This window comes from uncultured Devosia sp. (assembly GCF_964244875.1).
Lineage (GTDB): Bacteria > Pseudomonadota > Alphaproteobacteria > Rhizobiales > Devosiaceae > Devosia.
In genome coordinates this window covers 1-18,928 of the sequence record NZ_CAXTKA010000004.1, presented here as the reverse complement: position 1 = coordinate 18,928, position 18,928 = coordinate 1, and the positions used below count along the sequence as shown (strand labels likewise).

The 18,928-nt window shown below is 61.7% G+C and carries 26 protein-coding genes and 1 tRNA gene; 14 read left to right on the top strand and 13 right to left on the bottom strand.

Annotation, left to right across the window (positions count from 1 at the left end; genetic code table 11):
- Nucleotides 1–5: 5 nt before the first annotated feature.
- The 5 genes from ACFE8X_RS06370 to ACFE8X_RS06350 all read left to right on the top strand — a co-directional run bounded on the left by ACFE8X_RS06370 (nucleotide 6) and on the right by ACFE8X_RS06350 (nucleotide 6,429).
- Nucleotides 6–1,124, top strand: a complete 1,119-nt coding sequence (locus ACFE8X_RS06370) for a hypothetical protein (protein ID WP_375450613.1) — start codon at nucleotides 6–8, stop codon at nucleotides 1,122–1,124.
- Nucleotides 1,124–4,651, top strand: a complete 3,528-nt coding sequence (locus ACFE8X_RS06365; protein WP_375450612.1) for a hypothetical protein — start codon at nucleotides 1,124–1,126, stop codon at nucleotides 4,649–4,651. Before ACFE8X_RS06370 ends, ACFE8X_RS06365 begins: the two co-directional genes overlap by 1 nt.
- Before the next feature lie 241 nt (nucleotides 4,652–4,892).
- Entirely contained in the window at nucleotides 4,893–5,222 is a 330-nt protein-coding gene (locus ACFE8X_RS06360; RefSeq protein ID WP_375450611.1) for a hypothetical protein, read from the top strand.
- A gap of 104 nt (nucleotides 5,223–5,326) precedes the next feature.
- Complete coding sequence (locus tag ACFE8X_RS06355) at nucleotides 5,327–5,722, top strand: HGGxSTG domain-containing protein (protein WP_375450847.1); 396 nt, start codon at nucleotides 5,327–5,329, stop codon at nucleotides 5,720–5,722.
- A gap of 209 nt (nucleotides 5,723–5,931) precedes the next feature.
- Nucleotides 5,932–6,429, top strand: a complete 498-nt coding sequence (locus ACFE8X_RS06350; protein ID WP_375450610.1) for a hypothetical protein — start codon at nucleotides 5,932–5,934, stop codon at nucleotides 6,427–6,429.
- Between the two features lie 30 nt (nucleotides 6,430–6,459).
- Here ACFE8X_RS06350 and ACFE8X_RS06345 read toward each other — a convergent pair whose 3' ends face one another.
- The 4 genes from ACFE8X_RS06345 to ACFE8X_RS06330 form a co-directional block, all read right to left on the bottom strand.
- Entirely contained in the window at nucleotides 6,460–6,984 is a 525-nt protein-coding gene (locus tag ACFE8X_RS06345) for a hypothetical protein (protein WP_375450609.1), read from the bottom strand.
- A 4-nt stretch (nucleotides 6,985–6,988) separates the two neighbouring features.
- Nucleotides 6,989–7,357 (bottom strand): hypothetical protein, encoded by a 369-nt coding sequence (locus ACFE8X_RS06340; protein WP_375450608.1) that lies wholly within the window; start codon nucleotides 7,355–7,357, stop codon nucleotides 6,989–6,991.
- A gap of 6 nt (nucleotides 7,358–7,363) precedes the next feature.
- The gene (locus tag ACFE8X_RS06335; protein WP_375450607.1) at nucleotides 7,364–7,957 is read right to left on the bottom strand and encodes a Panacea domain-containing protein; all 594 of its coding nucleotides are present in this window, start codon (nucleotides 7,955–7,957) and stop codon (nucleotides 7,364–7,366) included.
- A gap of 119 nt (nucleotides 7,958–8,076) precedes the next feature.
- On the bottom strand, nucleotides 8,077–8,427 hold the full coding sequence (locus ACFE8X_RS06330; RefSeq protein ID WP_375450606.1) for a hypothetical protein: 351 nt from the start codon (nucleotides 8,425–8,427) through the stop codon (nucleotides 8,077–8,079).
- Nucleotides 8,428–8,660: 233 nt separating this feature from the next.
- Here ACFE8X_RS06330 and ACFE8X_RS06325 point away from each other — a divergent pair, with 233 nt between their 5' ends.
- Nucleotides 8,661–8,852 carry a helix-turn-helix domain-containing protein gene (locus ACFE8X_RS06325; protein WP_375450605.1) on the top strand — a complete coding sequence of 64 codons (192 nt, stop codon included), beginning with the start codon at nucleotides 8,661–8,663 and terminating at the stop codon, nucleotides 8,850–8,852.
- On the top strand, nucleotides 8,852–9,226 hold the full coding sequence (locus tag ACFE8X_RS06320) for a hypothetical protein (protein WP_375450604.1): 375 nt from the start codon (nucleotides 8,852–8,854) through the stop codon (nucleotides 9,224–9,226). Before ACFE8X_RS06325 ends, ACFE8X_RS06320 begins: the two co-directional genes overlap by 1 nt.
- Before the next feature lie 20 nt (nucleotides 9,227–9,246).
- Here ACFE8X_RS06320 and ACFE8X_RS06315 read toward each other — a convergent pair whose 3' ends face one another.
- Nucleotides 9,247–9,573 (bottom strand): hypothetical protein, encoded by a 327-nt coding sequence (locus ACFE8X_RS06315; protein ID WP_375450603.1) that lies wholly within the window; start codon nucleotides 9,571–9,573, stop codon nucleotides 9,247–9,249.
- 314 nt (nucleotides 9,574–9,887) lie between these two features.
- Nucleotides 9,888–10,133, bottom strand: a complete 246-nt coding sequence (locus ACFE8X_RS06310; protein ID WP_375450602.1) for a transcriptional regulator — start codon at nucleotides 10,131–10,133, stop codon at nucleotides 9,888–9,890.
- A 276-nt stretch (nucleotides 10,134–10,409) separates the two neighbouring features.
- On the opposite strand from ACFE8X_RS06310, the gene ACFE8X_RS06305 reads away from it, so the two are divergent.
- The 6 genes from ACFE8X_RS06305 to ACFE8X_RS06280 are packed head-to-tail and all read left to right on the top strand — an operon-like array spanning nucleotide 10,410 to nucleotide 12,690.
- Nucleotides 10,410–10,601 (top strand): hypothetical protein, encoded by a 192-nt coding sequence (locus tag ACFE8X_RS06305; protein WP_375450601.1) that lies wholly within the window; start codon nucleotides 10,410–10,412, stop codon nucleotides 10,599–10,601.
- A gap of 11 nt (nucleotides 10,602–10,612) precedes the next feature.
- Nucleotides 10,613–10,924 (top strand): hypothetical protein, encoded by a 312-nt coding sequence (locus ACFE8X_RS06300; RefSeq protein WP_375450600.1) that lies wholly within the window; start codon nucleotides 10,613–10,615, stop codon nucleotides 10,922–10,924.
- A gap of 11 nt (nucleotides 10,925–10,935) precedes the next feature.
- Complete coding sequence (locus ACFE8X_RS06295; RefSeq protein WP_375450599.1) at nucleotides 10,936–11,577, top strand: hypothetical protein; 642 nt, start codon at nucleotides 10,936–10,938, stop codon at nucleotides 11,575–11,577.
- A gap of 41 nt (nucleotides 11,578–11,618) precedes the next feature.
- The gene (locus ACFE8X_RS06290; protein WP_375450598.1) at nucleotides 11,619–12,065 is read left to right on the top strand and encodes a hypothetical protein; all 447 of its coding nucleotides are present in this window, start codon (nucleotides 11,619–11,621) and stop codon (nucleotides 12,063–12,065) included.
- On the top strand, nucleotides 12,062–12,400 hold the full coding sequence (locus ACFE8X_RS06285; protein WP_375450597.1) for a hypothetical protein: 339 nt from the start codon (nucleotides 12,062–12,064) through the stop codon (nucleotides 12,398–12,400). The genes ACFE8X_RS06290 and ACFE8X_RS06285 overlap by 4 nt, the downstream gene beginning before the upstream one ends.
- Before the next feature lie 44 nt (nucleotides 12,401–12,444).
- Nucleotides 12,445–12,690 (top strand): GcrA family cell cycle regulator, encoded by a 246-nt coding sequence (locus tag ACFE8X_RS06280; RefSeq protein ID WP_375450596.1) that lies wholly within the window; start codon nucleotides 12,445–12,447, stop codon nucleotides 12,688–12,690.
- 103 nt (nucleotides 12,691–12,793) lie between these two features.
- On the opposite strand, the gene ACFE8X_RS06275 is transcribed toward ACFE8X_RS06280, so the two are convergent.
- The 6 genes from ACFE8X_RS06275 to ACFE8X_RS06250 form a co-directional block, all read right to left on the bottom strand.
- Complete coding sequence (locus tag ACFE8X_RS06275; protein ID WP_375450595.1) at nucleotides 12,794–13,519, bottom strand: hypothetical protein; 726 nt, start codon at nucleotides 13,517–13,519, stop codon at nucleotides 12,794–12,796.
- A gap of 158 nt (nucleotides 13,520–13,677) precedes the next feature.
- Nucleotides 13,678–14,646, bottom strand: a complete 969-nt coding sequence (locus tag ACFE8X_RS06270) for a hypothetical protein (protein WP_375450594.1) — start codon at nucleotides 14,644–14,646, stop codon at nucleotides 13,678–13,680.
- Entirely contained in the window at nucleotides 14,643–15,215 is a 573-nt protein-coding gene (locus ACFE8X_RS06265; RefSeq protein ID WP_375450593.1) for a DUF6932 family protein, read from the bottom strand. Before ACFE8X_RS06265 ends, ACFE8X_RS06270 begins: the two co-directional genes overlap by 4 nt.
- Before the next feature lie 153 nt (nucleotides 15,216–15,368).
- Nucleotides 15,369–15,710: a hypothetical protein gene (locus ACFE8X_RS06260; protein WP_375450592.1), complete on the bottom strand. Its 342-nt coding sequence runs from the start codon at nucleotides 15,708–15,710 to the stop codon at nucleotides 15,369–15,371.
- 94 nt (nucleotides 15,711–15,804) lie between these two features.
- Nucleotides 15,805–15,880: transfer RNA gene (locus tag ACFE8X_RS06255), tRNA-Ala, on the bottom strand.
- 76 nt (nucleotides 15,881–15,956) lie between these two features.
- Nucleotides 15,957–16,970 carry an SDR family oxidoreductase gene (locus ACFE8X_RS06250; RefSeq protein WP_375450591.1) on the bottom strand — a complete coding sequence of 338 codons (1,014 nt, stop codon included), beginning with the start codon at nucleotides 16,968–16,970 and terminating at the stop codon, nucleotides 15,957–15,959.
- 67 nt (nucleotides 16,971–17,037) lie between these two features.
- Between ACFE8X_RS06250 and ACFE8X_RS06245 the strand changes: the two genes are divergently transcribed.
- A complete protein-coding gene (locus ACFE8X_RS06245; RefSeq protein ID WP_375450590.1) occupies nucleotides 17,038–17,601 on the top strand; it encodes a TetR/AcrR family transcriptional regulator in 564 nt (187 codons plus the stop codon).
- Between the two features lie 34 nt (nucleotides 17,602–17,635).
- Here ACFE8X_RS06245 and ACFE8X_RS06240 read toward each other — a convergent pair whose 3' ends face one another.
- Entirely contained in the window at nucleotides 17,636–18,634 is a 999-nt protein-coding gene (locus tag ACFE8X_RS06240; protein WP_375450589.1) for a Gfo/Idh/MocA family protein, read from the bottom strand.
- Nucleotides 18,635–18,928: the final 294 nt, after the last annotated feature.

Genomic DNA, 18,928 nt, shown 5'->3' with positions numbered 1-18,928 from the left:
CCACCATGGCGCAGCAGCTGATGGCCTTGGGCCTGAACGACTTCAAAGGCAACGCCCTCGGCGCCTTCGCGCAGGGTCAGCAGCACGCCATGGATCAGAAGACCCAGCAGCTCGAACACGCCAAGCAGAACTTCGGCTATCTGGCTCAGATGGCGCATGACGCCCAAGGTGACCCGGCAGCTTGGGATGCGGGGCTGGACGCCATGGAAGCCTCAGGTTGGTCGCCCGACCAGCTGGCCCGTTTCCGAGGCCGTGCGGACCTCGCTCCGATCCTCGCCCGATCTGCCCTGACGGCCGAGCAGGAGCTATCGAACAATTTCAACCAGCAGCAGCTCGACATGTCCCGCCAGCGTCTGGCCTTCGACATGACACAGGCAGCGGCCGGGCCGAAGCCGACCTCGAACATGATCGAGTACGGCGCGGCACAGGAGCAGGGCTACGACGGCACGCTGGCCGACTGGATGAGCGAAGGCAGCTCCAGCGCTCCGACCTATGGCACAACGGTTCTTACGGGTCGCGATGCTGAGGGCAACGTGGTGCCACTGCAGGCGGGCAGTTCCGGCGGCATGGTTCAATCCCAGCTTCCCCCCGGCGTGTCATTCGACCCCGGCGCATTGAATGCCGAGCGCGCCGCCGGTAACGTCATCGGCAAGGGTGCCGGTCAGGCGGCAATCGACCTGCCCTCGGCCCAGGCAGAAGCGCAGCGCATCGCCATCCAGATTTCCGACCTTAAGTCGCATCCCGGTCTGGAAGAGATTTTCGGAAAGACCCTAGGTGTCATCCCCAATCAGTGGGGGCCGACGATGCCGGGATCCAACAAGGCCAACGCCATGGCTCGTATTGATCAGATGACCGGCAACGCGTTCCTCAACGGACGCCAGCTGCTCAAGGGCGGCGGCGCCATCACCGAAATGGAAAGCAATAAGGCCGAAGCCGCCTTCGCCCGCCTTTCGACGGCCCAGAGCAAGGACGAATTCATTGCCGGTCTAAACGATTTCCAGGCGGCGCTTGATGCCGGTATCGCCAAGCTGGCCGACCAGTCCGGTAACACGGGATTCTCTAGCGGTACGGTCTCCCCCGCCGGGCAACAGCCCATGGGCGATGACCCGTTGGGGATGTTCTGATGGCCCAACTGTCCCTCACCGAATTTCGGCAGAAGTATCCGCAGTACCAAGGCAAGTCCGACGAAGAGCTGGCCGGGGCCCTGCATCGCAAGTTTTATTCGACGGTTCCTCGGGAGGAATTCAATGCCCGCATAGGCCTTGTCGCTCCCGGCAACGTCTCCACCATGACGCCCGAATTCAACGACGCCTTGGCGGCCGGATCGGCCCGTAGCCAAGTGTTCGATGATTACCAGCCCCAGGTATATGCGCAGCCGACCGATGGCCTGCCGGTCCCTCGTCCTGGTGTGAACGGCCCCAGCCAGAATGTCGTGCAGACCGGCATGCTTGAGAATATCGGCGCTGGCATCGATAGCGGCGCGAACAAGGTTCTCGGCGCTCCCGTCGATCTGCCAGTTTGGGTCGGCAACAGCTTGGTCAACGCTGCGAACTCAGGCATCGAGATGACCGGCAACGGGCGCCCGATCCCGAACATTCCGAACGATCTGCCCGGCAGCTCGCAGGGCTGGGAACGGACGCAGGAAAGCCTAGGGTTCACGCCACCCAGCAAAGTCATCCCCGGTGACAGTGGCCAGGCCGTCGCCCGTGCCGCGGCCGAGGCAACAACCATGGCCGCCATTCCCGAAACTTTGGCCATCAAGGCGGGTCAGGTTATCCAGCAGGCGCCCCGTGCAGTGCAGGTTGGCATCGATACGATCGAGGCATTGTTCGGTCGGTCGAACAATGCCGGCGCCTTCGCCCGCAACATGTCGATTAACGCCGCCGCTGGTGGTGGTGCCCAGGCGGCCATGGAGGTCTCGCCAGACGAGTTGAAGCCCTTCACAGGCTTGGCTGGCGGCCTTACCGCCGCAACAGCAGCGTACGGGCTCACCAGGTTGCCAGAAGGCATCGCCAAGGCCGTTCAGGCGCTCGGTGAATATCTGGCGCCCCTTTCGGCGAAAGGTCAGGAGCGGGCCGCTGGCACGATCCTTCGCGATAGTGCGACCAGTCCCGGCAACGTCATCGACGCGATCGAGACGGCACCGGGCCAATTCGTCACGGATTCGCAGCCAACAACTTTCCAACAGACCGGCGATATGGGTCTCGGTGCCCTTGAGCGCAGCGTAGCGACCAAGAGCCCGGAAGTGTTCACCCAGCGTGCCGCCGATCAGAATGCTGCCCGCGTTGCCGCCGTCGAGGGCGTCCAGCCCACTGGCGCACCGGAAGAGGTGGTGACGTCGATCCGCACATTCATGGACGATATCGAGCGCCAGGCCGAACAGGCTGTCGCGGACGTCGCCAAGCAGAACGAAGGCTCCCTCGCCGCTCTCGGTGCCGAAGGGAATGCAGCCAATGCGTTCGCGCTCGGCAATGCCCGAGGGTCGGCGAACGCCCTCGGTATGGGCGCTGCACCAGAAGTTGCCGGCGGCCGCATGCGCGAAATGCTGGAGACGGCCAGGGCACAGGCAAAAGCCCAGGAGCGGGCCTTGTGGCAAGCCGTCGATCCCGATGGCAACCTGTCATTGTCGGCACAGAACACCAAGGCCGGCGCCACCCAGATCCGCAACGAAATGCCGACTTCGGCCAAACCCATGTCCGGGGAAGAGCAGGCGATTTTCGACGTGCTCGGTCAGTACGGTGACAACGTGCCGTTCTCCGAGCTGACAGCGCTGCAGTCTCGGCTCAAGGCCGAACTTCGCGCCGAACGCATTGCCAACGGCGAAAGCCCTGCCTATCGTCGCCTCTCGATGCTGAACGGCGCCATCCAGCAGGACATCGAGGCGGCAGTCATCGCCAAGGTCCAGCAAGATGCTCAGGCAGTTGCCGCCGGCACGATGGATGAGATGGATTCGATCGCGGCCAATGTGGCGCGACAGGTAGAGGCGTTCCTTGCAAAACGAGAAGCCCAGGTCGGGCAAATCGGTGGAACTGGGGCTGGCCAAATTGCCGGAGGCCGACCGACCGGCATTTCTGGCTCTCCTGGAACAGCAGTACCGAGCGGCGGGCGACCTGGAAATGCTCAGGGCAGTCCGCGACTACCGCAAGATGGTGCAGGAGCGCCAGTTGACCGAGCCGCCGTCGAGCGCCTGAACGCAGCACGATCGGCAACTAGGCGGCGCGTCGATACCTTCGACAATCCGACCTTGGCGCCGATCCGGAAGCGGCCGGCGACCAACGCACCATATTCCGACCCTGCCGCCACCGTGCCGAGCCGCATCTTCGTCCCCGGCCCGAAGGCCCCCGAAGCCATTCAGCGCTTCCGCGCCGCCGTTGGCGACGAGCAGGCCCTGCCGGTGTTGCGGGACTATGCGGTTGATCGCTTGCGTAAGGCTGCCCTGACCGACGATGGCATGCTGGATCCGAACAAGGCCATGACCTGGCTGCGCCAGCATCAGGAGGCAATGCGAGCTTTCCCCGAGCTTGAGACTGCCGTTCGTCAGGCCGTGCGCGATTCCGAAGAAACCGGAGCCGTTGCCATGGCCCAGCGGGAAGCCATAAAAGCCGCCGAAACCGAAGCAGAGCGCCGTATCGCCAGCACCGTCAAAGCCGCCAAGCAGCAAGTAGACGAGGCCCAGGCCGGTGTCCTTGGCCGGCTGATGGGCTTGAGCGACCCCGAAGACATAACGCGCACCATCGGCTCGATCTTCGGGCGCCAGGATGCCGTCAAAGGAATGCGGCTGCTGGTGAATACCATCGGCGACAATGCCAGCGCCAAGGAAGGGCTGCGCAAAGCCATCGCCGACCACATCGTCAAGAAGTTCGTCGGCGTCACGGAATCGGCAACCAGCGGCGTTGGCACCATCAAGGGCGCCCAGTTCCAGGACTTCGTCAAGCAGCAGCGCAAGGCTCTGGAGGTTGCCGGCTTCACCGAAGCCGAGCTCGGGCTCATGGACGATATCGCGGCCGATTTGCAGCGGTCCAACCGGTCCGTGTCGGCAGTCAAATTGCCAGGCGGGTCCAACACGGCGCAGGACACGAGCGGCAAGCTATCCATGCTGGTGCGCGCGGTTGTCGGCCAGTCCAAGACCCACGGCACGGGTGTGGCGGCTGGCATCCTGTTCGGGCCTTGGGTCGGTGTTCCGGTCTGGGTCGGCACTCAGCTGACTACGGCCCTGCGCCGCAACGGTATCGAGAATATTGACGGTCTTGTTCGCGACGCCCTGCTCAACCCGGCCCGAGCACGGGCACTGATGATCAAGGCCGCACCGAAGGAGGCCAAGGAACGGGCAATCGACCTTGCCCAGATGTACCGCCAGGCCGCCACAGTGACCTATGGCGCGGTGATGGGTGAACGGCCCCAGGCTCAGGAAAAGCCAGCGCCACCACCGCGGCTGAACGCTCTCGGTGCCCGCAACCCCATCAGCGGCGCTGCGCTTGGTAGCCAGCGTCTGCCGCAGGGAAACAGCCTGTCTTTTGAGGGGCAACAGCCCCGTGCGTTGGGTTCGCTGCATGGTCGCCCCGCCGGAAACGCCCTCGGTAAACCCGTGCCGGCGTGGATTGGCCGGATCCCGATGCAGCCGACAGGGCAAGTGGTACAGGGGGCCCTCTGATGCCGGTCCGTTGCACCGTTCTGATCGCCGCGGGTGTGAAGGTTGAGGCTGGCACGCGGCTGTGTCATGGCGCGGATGGTCCGGCTCGGCCTCAGCACGACCCTTTGGCGACGCAAGGTCCGTTCGCCGTAGTGGTGGCGGCTGAACCTATTGTTCCACCCGCTCCGGACGGCACGTATCGCGTAAAATGCGAGCTCATTCCCATGTCCGAGCGCGCTGTAACAACAGCAGGGAAACAGTGATGGTTAGCCGCCCATTTCCGAAAGGTGTTTCCGGCAATCCGCATGGCCGGCCAATAAGCTCAAAACACAAGCTGGGCGAAGATTTCATCGCCGCTCTGCTCGCTGACTTCATGGAGCACGGCAAGGCCGTGATAGCCCGAGTGCGTCAGGAAAAGCCGGACCAGTATCTCAAGGTCATCGCTTTGATCGTACCGAAGGATATCAATCTCAACGTCGATCCATACGGCGACATGACCGACGACGACCTGCTGGCAGCCCTTCGGATGCTCACCAAGGAGTTGGAGGCGTTGGGCATATCGTTCCATCCGACCGGGGAGGCGGTGAATTGACCAGCAGCACGGCTGACGTGCCGAGAGGCGGCGCCGAGTTCTCCCCCTGGCACCATGGTTTCAACAGCCCTGATGACCTGCGCCGGTTGCGTAAGTTGGCCGGCATGTCCCAGCGCGACCTATCCGGCATGACAGGGCTTCACCTCGATACGGTGAAATACTGGGAAGGCCAGAGCGGCAGACGGCTGGATGGTGTGGGCCCGGTGAAGATGCGCACAGCCTTGGAGACCACAGGCATTGTCGTTCCCCGGCCGGGTGAACCTGCCGTCACACTGCCGGCCCCACCACGCATGCCGTCTACGTGCGGCGCCAGGAACCGTCACGGCAGCGCCTGTCAGTGCAAACCCATGGCGGGCAAGCGGCGCTGTAAGTACCATGGGGGCATGTCCACCGGACCCAAAACCGCCGCGGGCCTGGAACGCATCCGGGCAGCCATGCGGGCCCGGTGGCATGGGGTACTATCTGCGGATGATTTAACCGGTGTCACCACGCGCGGGTGAGAACCTGACAAAACCTGACATCGTGCACACGATTGGTCTGTGCCTCATGGGGTTCTGCATTTGGGGGCAAAATCGGACCAATACGCGCACGCGCGCGAGGCCGTAGTTTTTAGAAGCGCCACGCACGAAGGATTTTCTCTGACGCGAGGGAGTATTGACATCGGTTGCGGCATTGGATCCGACTGCCGCGACAGGGCACGGAGCGATGAATGAAAATCACAGCGGTACCGACATTCAAGCTCCTTTCCGAGTGTGCCCCCGGCGAACTCGTGCACCTGAGCTATGCCGATAAAGCGGCCCTTTGCATTGTCTCGGGAAAGCGCGACGGCGACAATCTCGTCATCGCAATCCTTGAGTCCCGTATTGGCAGACCCGCTTGGAGCTTCTGGCATGAGAAAACCAAGTGCCTAAGCTTTGGGTCAGACTGGGTGGTAGACCCGACAATTGGCGAGGATGCGACGCCTGACCGCTACATGGAAATGGTCAATGGCGCGCTGATCTTGCCCTACGCCAATTCCGGGTTGTCGCTGTATCTGATGCCTGATCAGGGTCCAGCGTACAATGGCGCCGGAGCACTCAGTTTTGTCGACTGGAGTTTCGGTCGGCCTGGCGAAGCGCTCGTAATTAAGAAATGGCGGCTTTGGAAGTCGGAGGAAGACCGCATGGCCATTGGGGCCACGCCCCTGTTCAGTTTCGAGGCCACTTAGATAGCCCTTGGGCAGCCTCCCTAAGTGTTGTCAGGGCCATGGCGTCCAGCCGAGCAGCTGGGCAAACATGTTGTAAAATAACAGCGCCACCGCGCCGCTGGCCGATAATAGCGTCAGGACGAGCATGACGAGCCAAATCTTGGTAAGGCGCGAAAGGCTCTCGCGCTGCTGAGAAAGTCGGAGCTCTTTTACGGCCCCCATTACCTCTAGCGCGGTCATATCAGACCGAAAGGCCTTCCCCACCTTCACCGACCAAAGCGCCATTCGGCTCATCTTGAAAATCTCGAAGCCGACGAACAACATCAGGGAGACTGAAAGGCAGATGGCAATGGCGGCGTTGCCTTGTGTGGTTATGTCTTCCCGAACGAACGCCCACAGTGAGAACGCACCTGCATAGCCGGCGAGAACGATCAGGTTTGTGTAAGCTGCGCGTCGCTCATAGCTGGCTGCGTTGATCTCCAGCATCATGCTCTGGCGCTGCTCGGCAAATTTCTCAAAGGCCGCCACGGACTTGGGATTTTGGAAGTCAACGTTGGGCCAGTCGGACATGGTCATATCTTCATATCCCCGTTAGCAGTGCGATGATTTCTTCTCGGTCTCGCCGCCGGATCGTGATGCATTCGTCCAAGGCCGCAATGATGCCTGGGCAGGCGCTGGCCGATATGGTCCCAACAATGCCGTGCCGCTCTAGGGCCTCATGCACGACATAGTCATCGAGCTCCAGGGGGTCGCCGCACTCAACGAAGCTATCGTGGTCCAGAAAGCCGTGTTCGGCCAATGCGACCGCGACGCGAGGGCGCCAATGGCCCTTGGAATTGATCCGGTAGAACCATCCGTTCGCTGGGTGGATGCACACCACCATTTTTGGTGCAGGCTTCCGCAGCGTGGCGTCGAATATGACAGTGACGTCGAGCGGGCGGATGGGCACAGCGAGTCACATTCGAACGAATGGCGCTGTTTCTTGCAGTTCCACTATCCTGTCGGCCTTGTCCTCGGTGTCCTCAAGCATGTCTTCGTACTTCATTATGCCGAGGTTCGCCGCCTGCCAGTCGGCACCGTGCGTAGCGGCCGTACGCGAGTTGAAATCGAGCCCGCGTGACTTTGCCAACCCTTCATGAAAACAAACCCAATCTGATGGTGAAAGTTCATCCTCGTCCAGATGGCCGTTGTCGGCCAAGCGAAGGCGATAGCCCTCCAACCGCCAGGGGAAACGATCCATCTGCAATTCGGCAAGCCATAGCGCTTCGCCCTTTGCCATCTCATAGATTTCAAGAGGCACCGGACCGAATTTCATTGCCTTATACGTGGCGCCGAATATTGGACGGCCGTAGCGATTGAGGTGCTCCTTGTCCGCAAAGTAGCAAGCTTTCAAGCCTGCATGCAGGTCAATGCCATCGCACTCCCGCACCATATAGTGCAGTGCGACAAGGGCTTTTGAAGCTGAAAAGCGGAAGCGTACGGGGGTCACGTCGTTGATTTTACCGTATCGGGCCTGTGGAATAGTAAACAGGCTAAACGCCTGCAACATGGCCCCGTCGAGTCTCGAAAGCAATAGCCTGGGATTTCACGACCTGTTGCGGGCGGCGCACTCCCCGTTGGCGGCTCGTCCATGCCGATCCACATCTAGGTATACCATGCAGCAAGAACCTAGCAGAAGGCCCGGTCGGGGTAGCGCGCCTCTATTACGAACCATTCACTTCCGCGCTTTTCTTGGATGAAGCTGACGAGGCAGCCTTCATTTTCGACAACTGCGCCAGGGGACATTGTGGCATTCGTGAAGACCGAATTACCAATAACCGTGCTGGTCGCTGAACCTGTTGCGGGTAGCACGATGGTTCCCCCGCCCCAATAGTACTGGGAAATGCGCCGGCCATCAGGTGCGTCGAACTGGTTTACAGGCCGGCCCCAGTCGATCATCAAATCTGTGGCGGTCTTGCCGACATATGGCCTCGTTGCCTGGGATGCCGTGCATCCAAGCAGAGCAAAGGCGAGGCTCACGACAATCACTAGACGCATAAATTCAAGCTAGCGTCAGACGGGCCGCTTCACAAGAGAACCATTTCGATGGCCAGGGGCGGCATTGACTGCCGGGCCACCCCAGACCGACCTTCTGCACGCCGAACGGAAATCAAAAGTTCCCGCGTGTCCCTTGCTACGATGTGTGAATAATGGGGTGTGCGCTCGATGAACCAGGGCGCGCGCACCGGCCGCGAAGCCGGCGGAGCCCAATCATGGACCCCGTGGCATATTCCGTGTCTGACGTTCTCAAACTGATCGGCATCAGCCGTACCAAGTTCTACGAGCTGGTCGGGACCGGCGAAATCAAGGTCCGTAAGATCGGCAACCGCACCATTATCCTGGCGCGCGATCTGAGCACCTTTCTCGAAAGCCTGCCGACCATCGGCGGCCGGGACGGCAAGTAATGTCCGAGCATCACTCCAGCCGCCGCGCCCGGGCGATGAAGAAGGACACCGGCCGCCAGCAGAAGCGCCGCGACCGCCTTAAGGAAAACGGCACCCCCACCACGCATGTGCTCAACCGCGCTATTGCCGAGGGCCTGTTCTACTATCTGGACGCCGAGCGGGCAAAAGGCGTGAAAATCGGCTTGGCCACTGTCTCGGTGGAAAAGGTGCTCGGTTACGCTGGGGAAGTGCTTACCCGAAAAACCAACGCTACCGATCGGTACAATCCCGAGGCCGTCGCTAGGCAGATCCGCGCTCGCATTGTCCGTAAGGGCGTATCGAAGTTTCGCATTCGCCCGACCTGGCGCACTTCCGACATTGAGGACGATGAGTAAGCAGTCGAAGGTGCCATGGATCACCCTTCGATCAGGAAGGACACGAAATCTGCCGTGAAGTTGTACCGGGGCACATCGTTGAAGGCGATGTCATGGATGGCTCCGGCGTGCTCCATGATGGTCATTACCGAGAGAAGGTAGTCGTGGTCCTCGTGGAAGTACTTGAAGAACGGTGTGGCGCCAGGATTGTATGTCACTCGCCTGGACAGGAGGATGAACTGACGCACCAGCGGTTCTCGGGTCAGGTCGTTGCGCATCTCGGCGATTAATTTCGGCGCCTTGAATTCCAGGTCCGGGAAGGGTGCTGCCCGACGTACCGCGTAACCGCGAGCTTCGAGCGCGGCCATATGCTCCGCTGTCTCCTTCCATTCCCGAAGCACCGAAACGGGAAAGCGAAGTTCGTCGTCATCGATTAGTTTTGCGTGGGTCTGGCAAAGCCATATCCCGTTCTGGATATCGCTACGGACCTCAGAGGTTAGGCTAGCATCGTATCTGGCGCCGCCGGGCGAAGCCGCTGAAATGTGAGCCGCGACCCCCACGTTGGTCACCCCATCTTCCGCATCAGGGCCAGAGGTCGGGCGTCGGCAGTCAGGGCATGAGCATCGCATGCCGACCCGTTTGGCGAGCCTGTCAGCTGTTGGCCGGCTAAAGTCATCTCGGCTCATGGCTTTGGCTTCGCCAGTCTGACGCCAGCACCGCCGCCATTTTCTGGAATGAACTGGATGCCGGCTGCCTCAAGGGACCGCTGAACGGCCGCAACATTTTCTGCCGAGCTTTTGCCGGGACCGATGGCAGCATTTTCCATCCGCTTCACGGTGGTCAGCGATAGGCCAGAGCGAGCCACCAAGTCTCCCTGCGACCATTCAACGAGCGCCCTGGCAGCACGAATTTGTGCGGCGTCAATCATTCGACTTTTCTCCGGCTATGAACCCAAGCGGCAGCGCTGTGAAACTTTATGGGCTTTGGATGACACAAAAAGGTTGACGTGGTGGGTTGTGTAAGCCATAAAGGGTTATAGACGAAACAAAACGAGCCGGGAATAGCCCAAATGTACAATCGCTCCAAAATACTCCGCACGGCTTGGACCGACTATCGGCGCGATGAATTCAGGGGGTGGGGCGTCCGGCGCGGCGAACCTTTCAATCCTAAACACTTCGCCTTCTGCCTCCGCATGGCGTGGGCCGTGGCCAAGGAGCTAGCCGCCAAGTCCGCGATGCCCAAGCCAGCCGTGGCCCCCATCAAGGCGCTAGCCCCCACCGCTGCCGTCCGCGTCGAAGAAATCCGCGGCGCCATTCTCGACCTTGAAATGGGCGATTTCATCGACTGGCGACGCCACGGCGCTCTGCATGCCGAACTCGCCTCCCTGGCCGCATAAGGAGCTTCACCATGACGTTTGCCGAAGACCTCGCCGCAGCTCATGCCCAAGCCGCGCTCCGCTTCTCCCTCATCGCCAGCGTCATCGCGGAGCGGGACGCGACGGCCACCGAGCAGAGCGCCTACGACCATGCCGCAGAGGCGATGCGGGCCGCGCTGCAGGCGCTGCTCGATCATGTGCCGGCCACGACCTACGAACTCAACTTCAAAGCTCGCTACCTGCTCTCCCGCATAGCCCTGGGCGATCTGTATTTCGACCCGGAATACGCGCCGGCCCTTCTCCAGTCCATTGCACGATTTCACCCCGAGCGGGCACACGCCTGAAAGGAATGACCATGACCAACAAGCACAACATTACCCGCCGCGCGTTGCTGGCCGGCGCGGGCGCCACGGTGTCGAGCGCAGCCCTGTCGGCAGCGGCAGTCTCTGTGCTTCCAACGATGGCGCTGGAAGCTCAGGCTACCGTGATGACCGACCTCGTGACGGCGCACCGCTCTGCCTATGACGCGATGAGCCTGCTCGCCGCCGAGTATGAGGCGCTCAGCGAGCTTAACCCGAGGCCCAAGGTTGAGGTCGTGACTGGGGTTGACCATTACACAAAGGAGCCCTGTCGGTGGGTGCACACCGAAGCTCAGGTCGATCAGGAGGCTGAGCTTCGGCGCGGCTGGGCGTTCCCCAACGACAAGGTAGCCGAGCGCCTCAATGCGTGGTCTGCAAAGAAGAAGGCCGAACTCGCTGTCATCCGAGACGAGCGGGACCGCATAGCCCAGGCTTGCGGGCTGGACGCCCTCTATGAACGCCTGTCGGCGGCGGAGGACGCGGAATTCGACGCTCTGAAAGCCTTCATGACCGCAATCCCCACGACGTTGGCCGATGTCAGGATCAAGGCCGGCTATCTGGCTGACATGAATGCCCGCGATTCGGGCGTTGTTGAAGGCTGGATCGATGAGCTTATCCAGTCGCTGGCGGTGGCGTGATGAACGCTCCGTTTCTTCGCCCTGCGGGATGCCCTCTAGGCGTGGATCCCCGCGAATGGCGCCAGGCCCTTTCCGAGCGCATTGAGCGTCAAGCCGCTGTCCTCTCCGCCCTGATCGAAGCCCTCGACGTTATGGAGGGCGATGCTGACCTTGAGCCATGCCTTGGGGCTCCCGAGGCGCAAACCGGTCGTGGCTTCTGGGGCGCCGAACGCACCGAAGAAGGTAGCCAACTGTATTGGGCAGAGGGCTCCGACGCCGATGTCGAGGAAGAGAACGAACACGGCGGCGACGTGCAAGACGAGCCGCACGATTACATGGACGAAGGCAACGGGGACTATTGTTTAGCCGACGAAATGCCCGACCGTGGCGGCATGTCCGACGATCAAAAGGATGCCGCTTTGGAGGAAAGCGAACGCCTTATCGCCCAGGCCCGCGCCATGCTCCCGCCACCAACAATTCTCAGCTTTCCCGGAGGCCGATACTCATGAGCCCCATTCTGGTGCCTACCCTGGCCGAGCTCGGTATCGAGCTAGGCAAGGCCATCGCCGTCGAGAATGCCGCCCATGCTCGCTGGCTCCCGCTCTACGAAGCCGGCAAGGCAATGGCGAACTCTCCCGAAGATGACGCCTGCCAAGCGGCCTATGACGCCATCTCCGACCTCACCGACCAGATTGCCGCTATCCCGGCCGTGAGCCTTACCGACCTTCGGGTGAAGGCCATGGCGATGGATTGGCATAACCGGACCATCGAAAAGCCCGACGATTTCTGGACCAGCTTGGGCGCCCAGATTGTCGCCGGGCTGCTGGACCAGCGAGTGGGTTAGCCCGCTCCATCCGAAATCCTCATCAACCAGTATCGAGTAAACCGATGACCGTTTCCCTTGAAAGTCACCCCGACATGCCGCTGACCGGCGCCGCCCCTATCGACATCATGGCGCTGAATCAGAAAACCTGCAGATGGCCTGTTCGCGAAAACCCATGGAGTGATGCCGGTCCATGGCTGTACTGCGGCCACGATGTGACGCACGGAGTCTATTGCCGGAAGCATGGGGCGTTGGCGTATCGCGAGTCCGGCCTCGGCGCTTCGTCCGCGACGCCTAAAGCCGCCACTTAAACCGCCCAGCCCACCGTGATGTCATCACCCCACCACCCCCTCGAACACTCCCGTTACCTCATCAGATGACATCACGCCAATGGCCGCCGGGGCTGGCTGACACCTATTCCTCGTGCCAGTTGACGTTCGGTGCGCGAGCCGGCGCCGGACAGTAGCGCAATGGGCGCCACATCCAATTTGTCAGCCTACCGTGATCGGATAGGGGCTCCACCCTCAGGGTTTCACGATATAGCCGCAACATGGCGTGCGATCGGCGATCAAATAGAACTTGTCGGTCTACCAGGTCCGACCCCACCGCGTGTTCGAATTCAAGAGGGAATGCCTTTAGTAACAAGACAGAAGCCCGGCGCCCGAACTCGACTTCCAGATAGTCCCCCAAGCGACGAAGGCCCTTTCGTCCGGTATCGCGGCGGCTGTCTATGGCCAGCCTGCTGAAAATGACGACATTGCCGTACTGCGGGGGCCATTGGTGCCACTCCCAAAATGCTCCCAGCAGCTCCGCTGCATCGGTGTCTTCTTGGCTCAGGCCGTCCGCGGTTTCCCAGAATGCCTCGGGGGAACAAAATCCCGGCAGCGACCACTCCCGCAGCTTTGCTGTTCCGATCAAGGCGCCTTCATATGTGATCGAAATGGTAAGATGGCGGAGTTTCATCTCCTCGCCTTCGGACGCGTCAAAGTACCGCTCGCGATAACTATGAAAATCGTACCCGGCTATGTGCACAATGCGCGCCGGCCGTCTGCTTGACGGCTGATCTGAAGGTGAAAGCATCGACTCCACCACGTCGCGGCGCACCAAGAACTTCTCCCACTGATCGTCATCATGCCGCATGGGTCACGTCCTTCTCCGGGCGCCTACGATGTCAGGGTGCATTGCCAGTTTGGGCCGCGGGCATTGTTGGTGGCTCTTGCTGATGCCGGCACAGCCCAGTCCCACCCACCGGCGCCTGTTCAAAGTCGCTCGCGACCAATCCAGCTAAAGCCTAAAGCCTAAAACCTTGCCGGGTAGTCGGTCCGCGCTTGAGGCTCGAGATTTTCTAGCATCACTTGCTCGCGCAGCAGCCTTCCACCTCGGTAGGTCCGAGTATAGCGGAGGAACGCCTTCACTGGCTTGAGCAGAAGCTGCTCCTTGAAGGCGTTGTCAGCCACATACTTCGAAACCAAGTCGTCCGTTGCCGCACCCTTGACGATTTCGTCCTGGCCCTCCACCTCCAGCTCGAACTCGTGGGAATCGGGAAGTACTCCAAGGAGAGTGCCGTTCAGCGTTACGCTTTCCTCCTGCACATCCACTGTGGTGAACCTCTCCGATAGTCGAGCCACGTCCTCCAAACCCAAAGCCAGCTTCTGGTCGTCACCAACTATCTTGGCCGTGGCGCCGGCATCTTTGAGAACCTTGGCAAACTTCTGAACTGCACTCACCAGGCGAGGCGGCGCGGCGTCGATGGCCGAATTGAACTCATCGAGGGAAGGCGTGTTGAGCGATGCCAGGAACGCGGTGGCGTTCTCCACGGCTATCTTGAGAGGCGTGTTGAACAGGTCGGACTGGGGAGGCGATATCTCTTCCAAGATAAAGCCCATCGAGCCGCGCACGATGTCGCGGATGTACAGCTTCGAGCGCTTGGCGCCCTTGATTTTGCCTTTCGCGGCCACGGCCTCGTCAGCCAGCGTGGCAAGTGAAGCCGCAACAATCTTCTGGTACGTGCCCAGTGCATCAGTGGAGAAATCGAGCCTGATATCGCCTTGGCCAATCACAGGCAGACCGTCGAAGATTACCGCAACGCTGGCGCTGGTGGCGCTGCTGACCCGAAGGTCGGTAATCTGCTGACTGATCTCGTTCAATCGCTGCTCCCACATGAGGCGTGCCGTGCCCCATGGGCTATCCGGCAGGCTCTCTAGCTGGCGCTGAGCGAAAGCCTTGTCAGCTTCGAGGGCCTCGATGGACAACAAGTTCGGCATCATCCCTCTCCCAACATAGTGAGAGCTGCGGCATCCTGCACCGGGTCGAGCACCAACGCTACGAACCCCTTCCACGCGAACGTGTCTCGCTGGTGGGAAAATAGGCTGTGCCAGTACATCACGTTTTTAAGCAGGCCCAGAAGCGGAAAATCCTCCACAAGTATAGCGTATGTGTCGAGTTCGAAGCGGGCCTTGTTTTTGGGCTGATTCTGCACTTCCTCCGCCCAGAATTGAAAGCCACCCTGTTGCCATAAGGGGGGATTTTGGACGTATTGCGACGGCACATTAAGCAGGGAGAAAACGTCGATGTCCCCCGGTTCTTTGCCTCTGGCCTCAACATCTTCAACGAAGCTGCCGTCTATGAACTGTAGGCCCGATTGGTAGCCGCCGCCGGCAAGAATGGTGCGATAGGCAATGAGATTCCGAAGCAGTGACTTCCTTCGTGGTGTTGTGCCGAAGCCCTGAACCAGTTCCTGCATGGATATAACGTACGGGGACCGGTCTTGATCCGTGGGGCTGGCGCCAGCGACCGGCGGCAGCAAGCCGTTCCCGCTAAAACTAGGTAAAGGCATCGATCCCCCACAAGATGCGCCCACAGCATCGCGTCAGAGATGTAAAATTTCCATTAGGGCCGCCCGGCAACGTGGTCTCGGCTCTATTGCCGCCCACCCTCTACCGAGCGAAACCGCTCCTGCGCAAGATGCAGGCGCCCAGGCCGAAGGCGATTACCGTTTGGCTTTGCGGCCACGGTCCATCGCTTTCTCAAGATGCCTCAACGCATCTTCAGAGGTGACACCGCGCAGCTTCACGAGGTCGTCGTACGATCCCACCGGCAGCCTGGGCGTATTTGGCTTGACTGACGGCGCTGGGGTCGCCCGCCAGATTTCGAGCAGGGCATCCAGATCCTCGCGCGTCAGAAAGATGCGATTGCCGACAATGCGGCAACATCCGTGGCGCCGCGCATCTGATCGAACCCGACGCTCCGACACGCCGAAATGCTGCGCCACCTGAGCGGGCGAAAAGTGTTCTGGAAGGGGGAGGCCATCGGCCGAATTGGCGCTGTCCAAGCCCCTAGCCCTCGATCAAAGTGGGGATGGAAGTGGGGACGGTCAAAAACCCAAGATTTTTATCAAAGCATACCAAGAGCTTAGTGGATCGGAATGGTGGAGCTGAGCGGGATCGAACCGCTGACCTCGTCATTGCGAACGACGCGCTCTCCCAACTGAGCTACAGCCCCGTTCCGACAGGGCGTGGTATGAACAATAAAAGCTGCAAGGGCAAGGGGGATAACGGCCCCGGCGCACCCGAGGGCGTCACACCAGCTTGTGCGCGATCAGGCTCTTGCCGGTGGCGATGGCGGCTTCGGTGACGCCGATCAGGGGGCGGCCGAGACGCTGGGGGCCGCGGCTGCCGTCCACGTATTTGGGCTTGCCCAGCTCGATCAGATTGTCGCGGATATCGCGATCGAACAGCGAAACGAGACGCACGACCCAATCGGGAATATCCCGTTTGGGAATGCGCCGGTCGGGAAAGGCGGGCCGGAGGCGCCGGCCGAGTTCGCTCATGTAAAGGGTTTCCACTGCGGCAATGCAGCGCTCGCCGGCGGCGGCGGGATTGGTCATGGCATCGAGGTGAAGCGCGGCGACATCGCGCACATCGACAATGGCGAAGGACAGGCGCGGCGCGGCGGGCAACTTGCCATCGAGCAGGCGCTTGACCAGGATCGAGGAGGTGCCCTCGTCATCGTCGAGCAGCGGCCCGAGGATGGCGGCGGGATTGACGACGGCCAGGGCATCGTGGCGGCCGGCGGCATCGACCAGGCGCCAGGCCTCGCGTTCGGCCAGGGTCTTGGAGCGGGGATAGGCGGCGGTGTGGGGACTGTCGATATCGGTCCAGTCGGTCTCGGTCAGCGGACGGGGATAGCTGGTATGGCCATATTGGATAGCGGCGATGGAGGAGGTCAGGACGATGCGCTCGACGCCGGCGGACAGGGCGGCGGTCACGGCGCGGCGCGTGCCCTCGACGGCGGGGCGGATGAGGTCGTCGGGATTTTTGGGGGTGCGGATGAAGAAGGGCGAGGCGGTATGCTGGAGGAACCGGATGCCGTCCATGGCCTGCGCCCAGCCGGCATCATCCAGCAGGTCGAGGGCGACGAAGTGCAGGCGATCGGTGTCGGCGCCGGCGCGGGCCAGCGTGGCGCGCACCTTGTCGGCCTTGTCGAGATTGCGCACACTGCCGCGAACGGTGTAGCCAGCGTTAAGCAGTTGCAGGGCGACATGGCCGCCGAGAAAGCCGGAAATGCCGGTGAGCAGGACGAGATCGGACATGGTGCTTCTCCGTTAACTGAACGATAGATATGATATTCGTTCAAAAAGTTCAATAACAGGATTGATAGTGACCGAGACTGGGCTGGACAAGGTGGCGGAGAGGCGGCGGCGTATCCTGGATGCGGCGCTGTTCCTGGTGTTGCGCCAGGGCTTTCGCGGCACCACCATGGAGGCGGTGGCGCGCGAGGCGCGGATCGCCAAGGCGACGCTTTATGCGCAATTCGCCGACAAGGACGCGATCTATACCGGCATTGTCGACGAGATGATCGGCGACATGCTGGCGGCCTACGATAGCGGCATGGCCGGGCCGGGGGATATCGTGGAGCGGGTCGGCGTGGCGCTGGTTGGCAAATACGGGACGATCGCGCGCTTGCTGGATGGTTCGCCCCATGCCGCCGAGCTTTATGCCGAACACAACCGGGCGGCGGGGCGGTTCCGGGCGATCGACCACAAGGTGCAAACCGAGGTGGCGGCAGCGCTGAGCGCGGCGGGGGCGGCGGACGGGCCCGGCCTGGCGCGGCTGGTGCTGGCGGCGAGCTATGGGGTTGCGTCCAAGCTGGGCAGCGAGGCCGAGATCGGCGCGGCGATCAAGCTGGTGTGCAGACGGCTGATCGGTCCGGAGTTGCCCTGAGTTTCAGGCTGGCCTCCCATGACTGTGCCGGCATTCAGACAGTCGCCCAGCCGCCCGAGCGTTCGCTGGCCACCACGGCGTCGAGCACGCGCATGCTGGCGATGGCGTCATCGATACCCCAGGGCAATGGGCGTTCGCCCAGGATGGCCAGGGCGAAGGCTTCGGCCTGTTCGGTATATTGATCGCAGGCAGGCAGGATTTCGCGGCGCGACAACGAGCCGTCCATGGAGCCGCCGGCATCGATGGTGATGGCCGTGGGCTCGTCGGCGGGAGCGTTGAAGGGAATGATGATCTCGAGCTTGGCCCTGGTGCCGAGCACCTGGACGCGCTGGTGCGGCGCGGCCTGGGTGGAGCAGATGAAGCTGAGCTGGCGGCCGGCGCCGAAATCGGCGAGGACGCTGGCGAGGCGATCGGTGCCAAAATCGGGATCACGCTCGACGAGGGACACGACGCGGCGGGGTTCGGCACCGAAGAGGAAGCGGGCGGCAGTGATGGGGTAGCAGCCGATATCCATGATGCCGCCGCCCCCGATATCGGCCTGGTTGCGCACATTGGCGGGGTCATTGTTGAAGTAGCAGAAGACCGCATTGATGGCGCGCACGTCGCCCAGTTCGCCCGAAACGATGATGTCGCGGGCGCGCAGCCATTGGGGATGGAAGCGCACCATGAAGGCTTCGAGCACGATGATGCCCGCGGGAACCTGGCGCAGCGCTTCGGCATCGGCGGCAGTGAGCGCGATCGGCTTTTCGCACAGGACGTGCTTGCCGGCGCGGGCGGCGGCCAGCGTCATCGGCACATGCAGGTGGTTGGGCAGGGGATTGTAGATGGCATCGATCTCGGGATCGGCGAACAGGTCCTCATAGGAGCCATAGGCCTTGGGGATGCCGAGCTGGGTGGCGGCGGCGCGCGCCCGGTCCAGATCGCGCGAGGCGATGGCGACGACCTCGGAATGGGGCGATTTCATGATTGCGGGCGTGACCTTGGCCATGCCGATATTGGCGGTGGATAGAATGCCCCAGCGGATCTTGGTCATCGGTGCCTCGTTGTTGGCGAGCAGATTTAGCGGGTGGGGCGGTGATTGGCTAGACGGGAGCGTGGACGTGCCGACGCGCCGCGCGGTTGTGCCGGGCGGTTGGATGGCAGTCAAACGGCATGCGGCGAGACGTGCCTCATGGGTTTGGTTTAGAGTGCGAGACAGCGTCTCGCCGCATGCGACGGGATTTTACACGTGCGCATCGAGCAGCCGCCCTTTCGGGTTGGATTGCTCCGTCTCGCCTGCCTGGGACAGTGCGTCCGATGCAGGTCGAGCCGTCATCCGGCTGGTTGT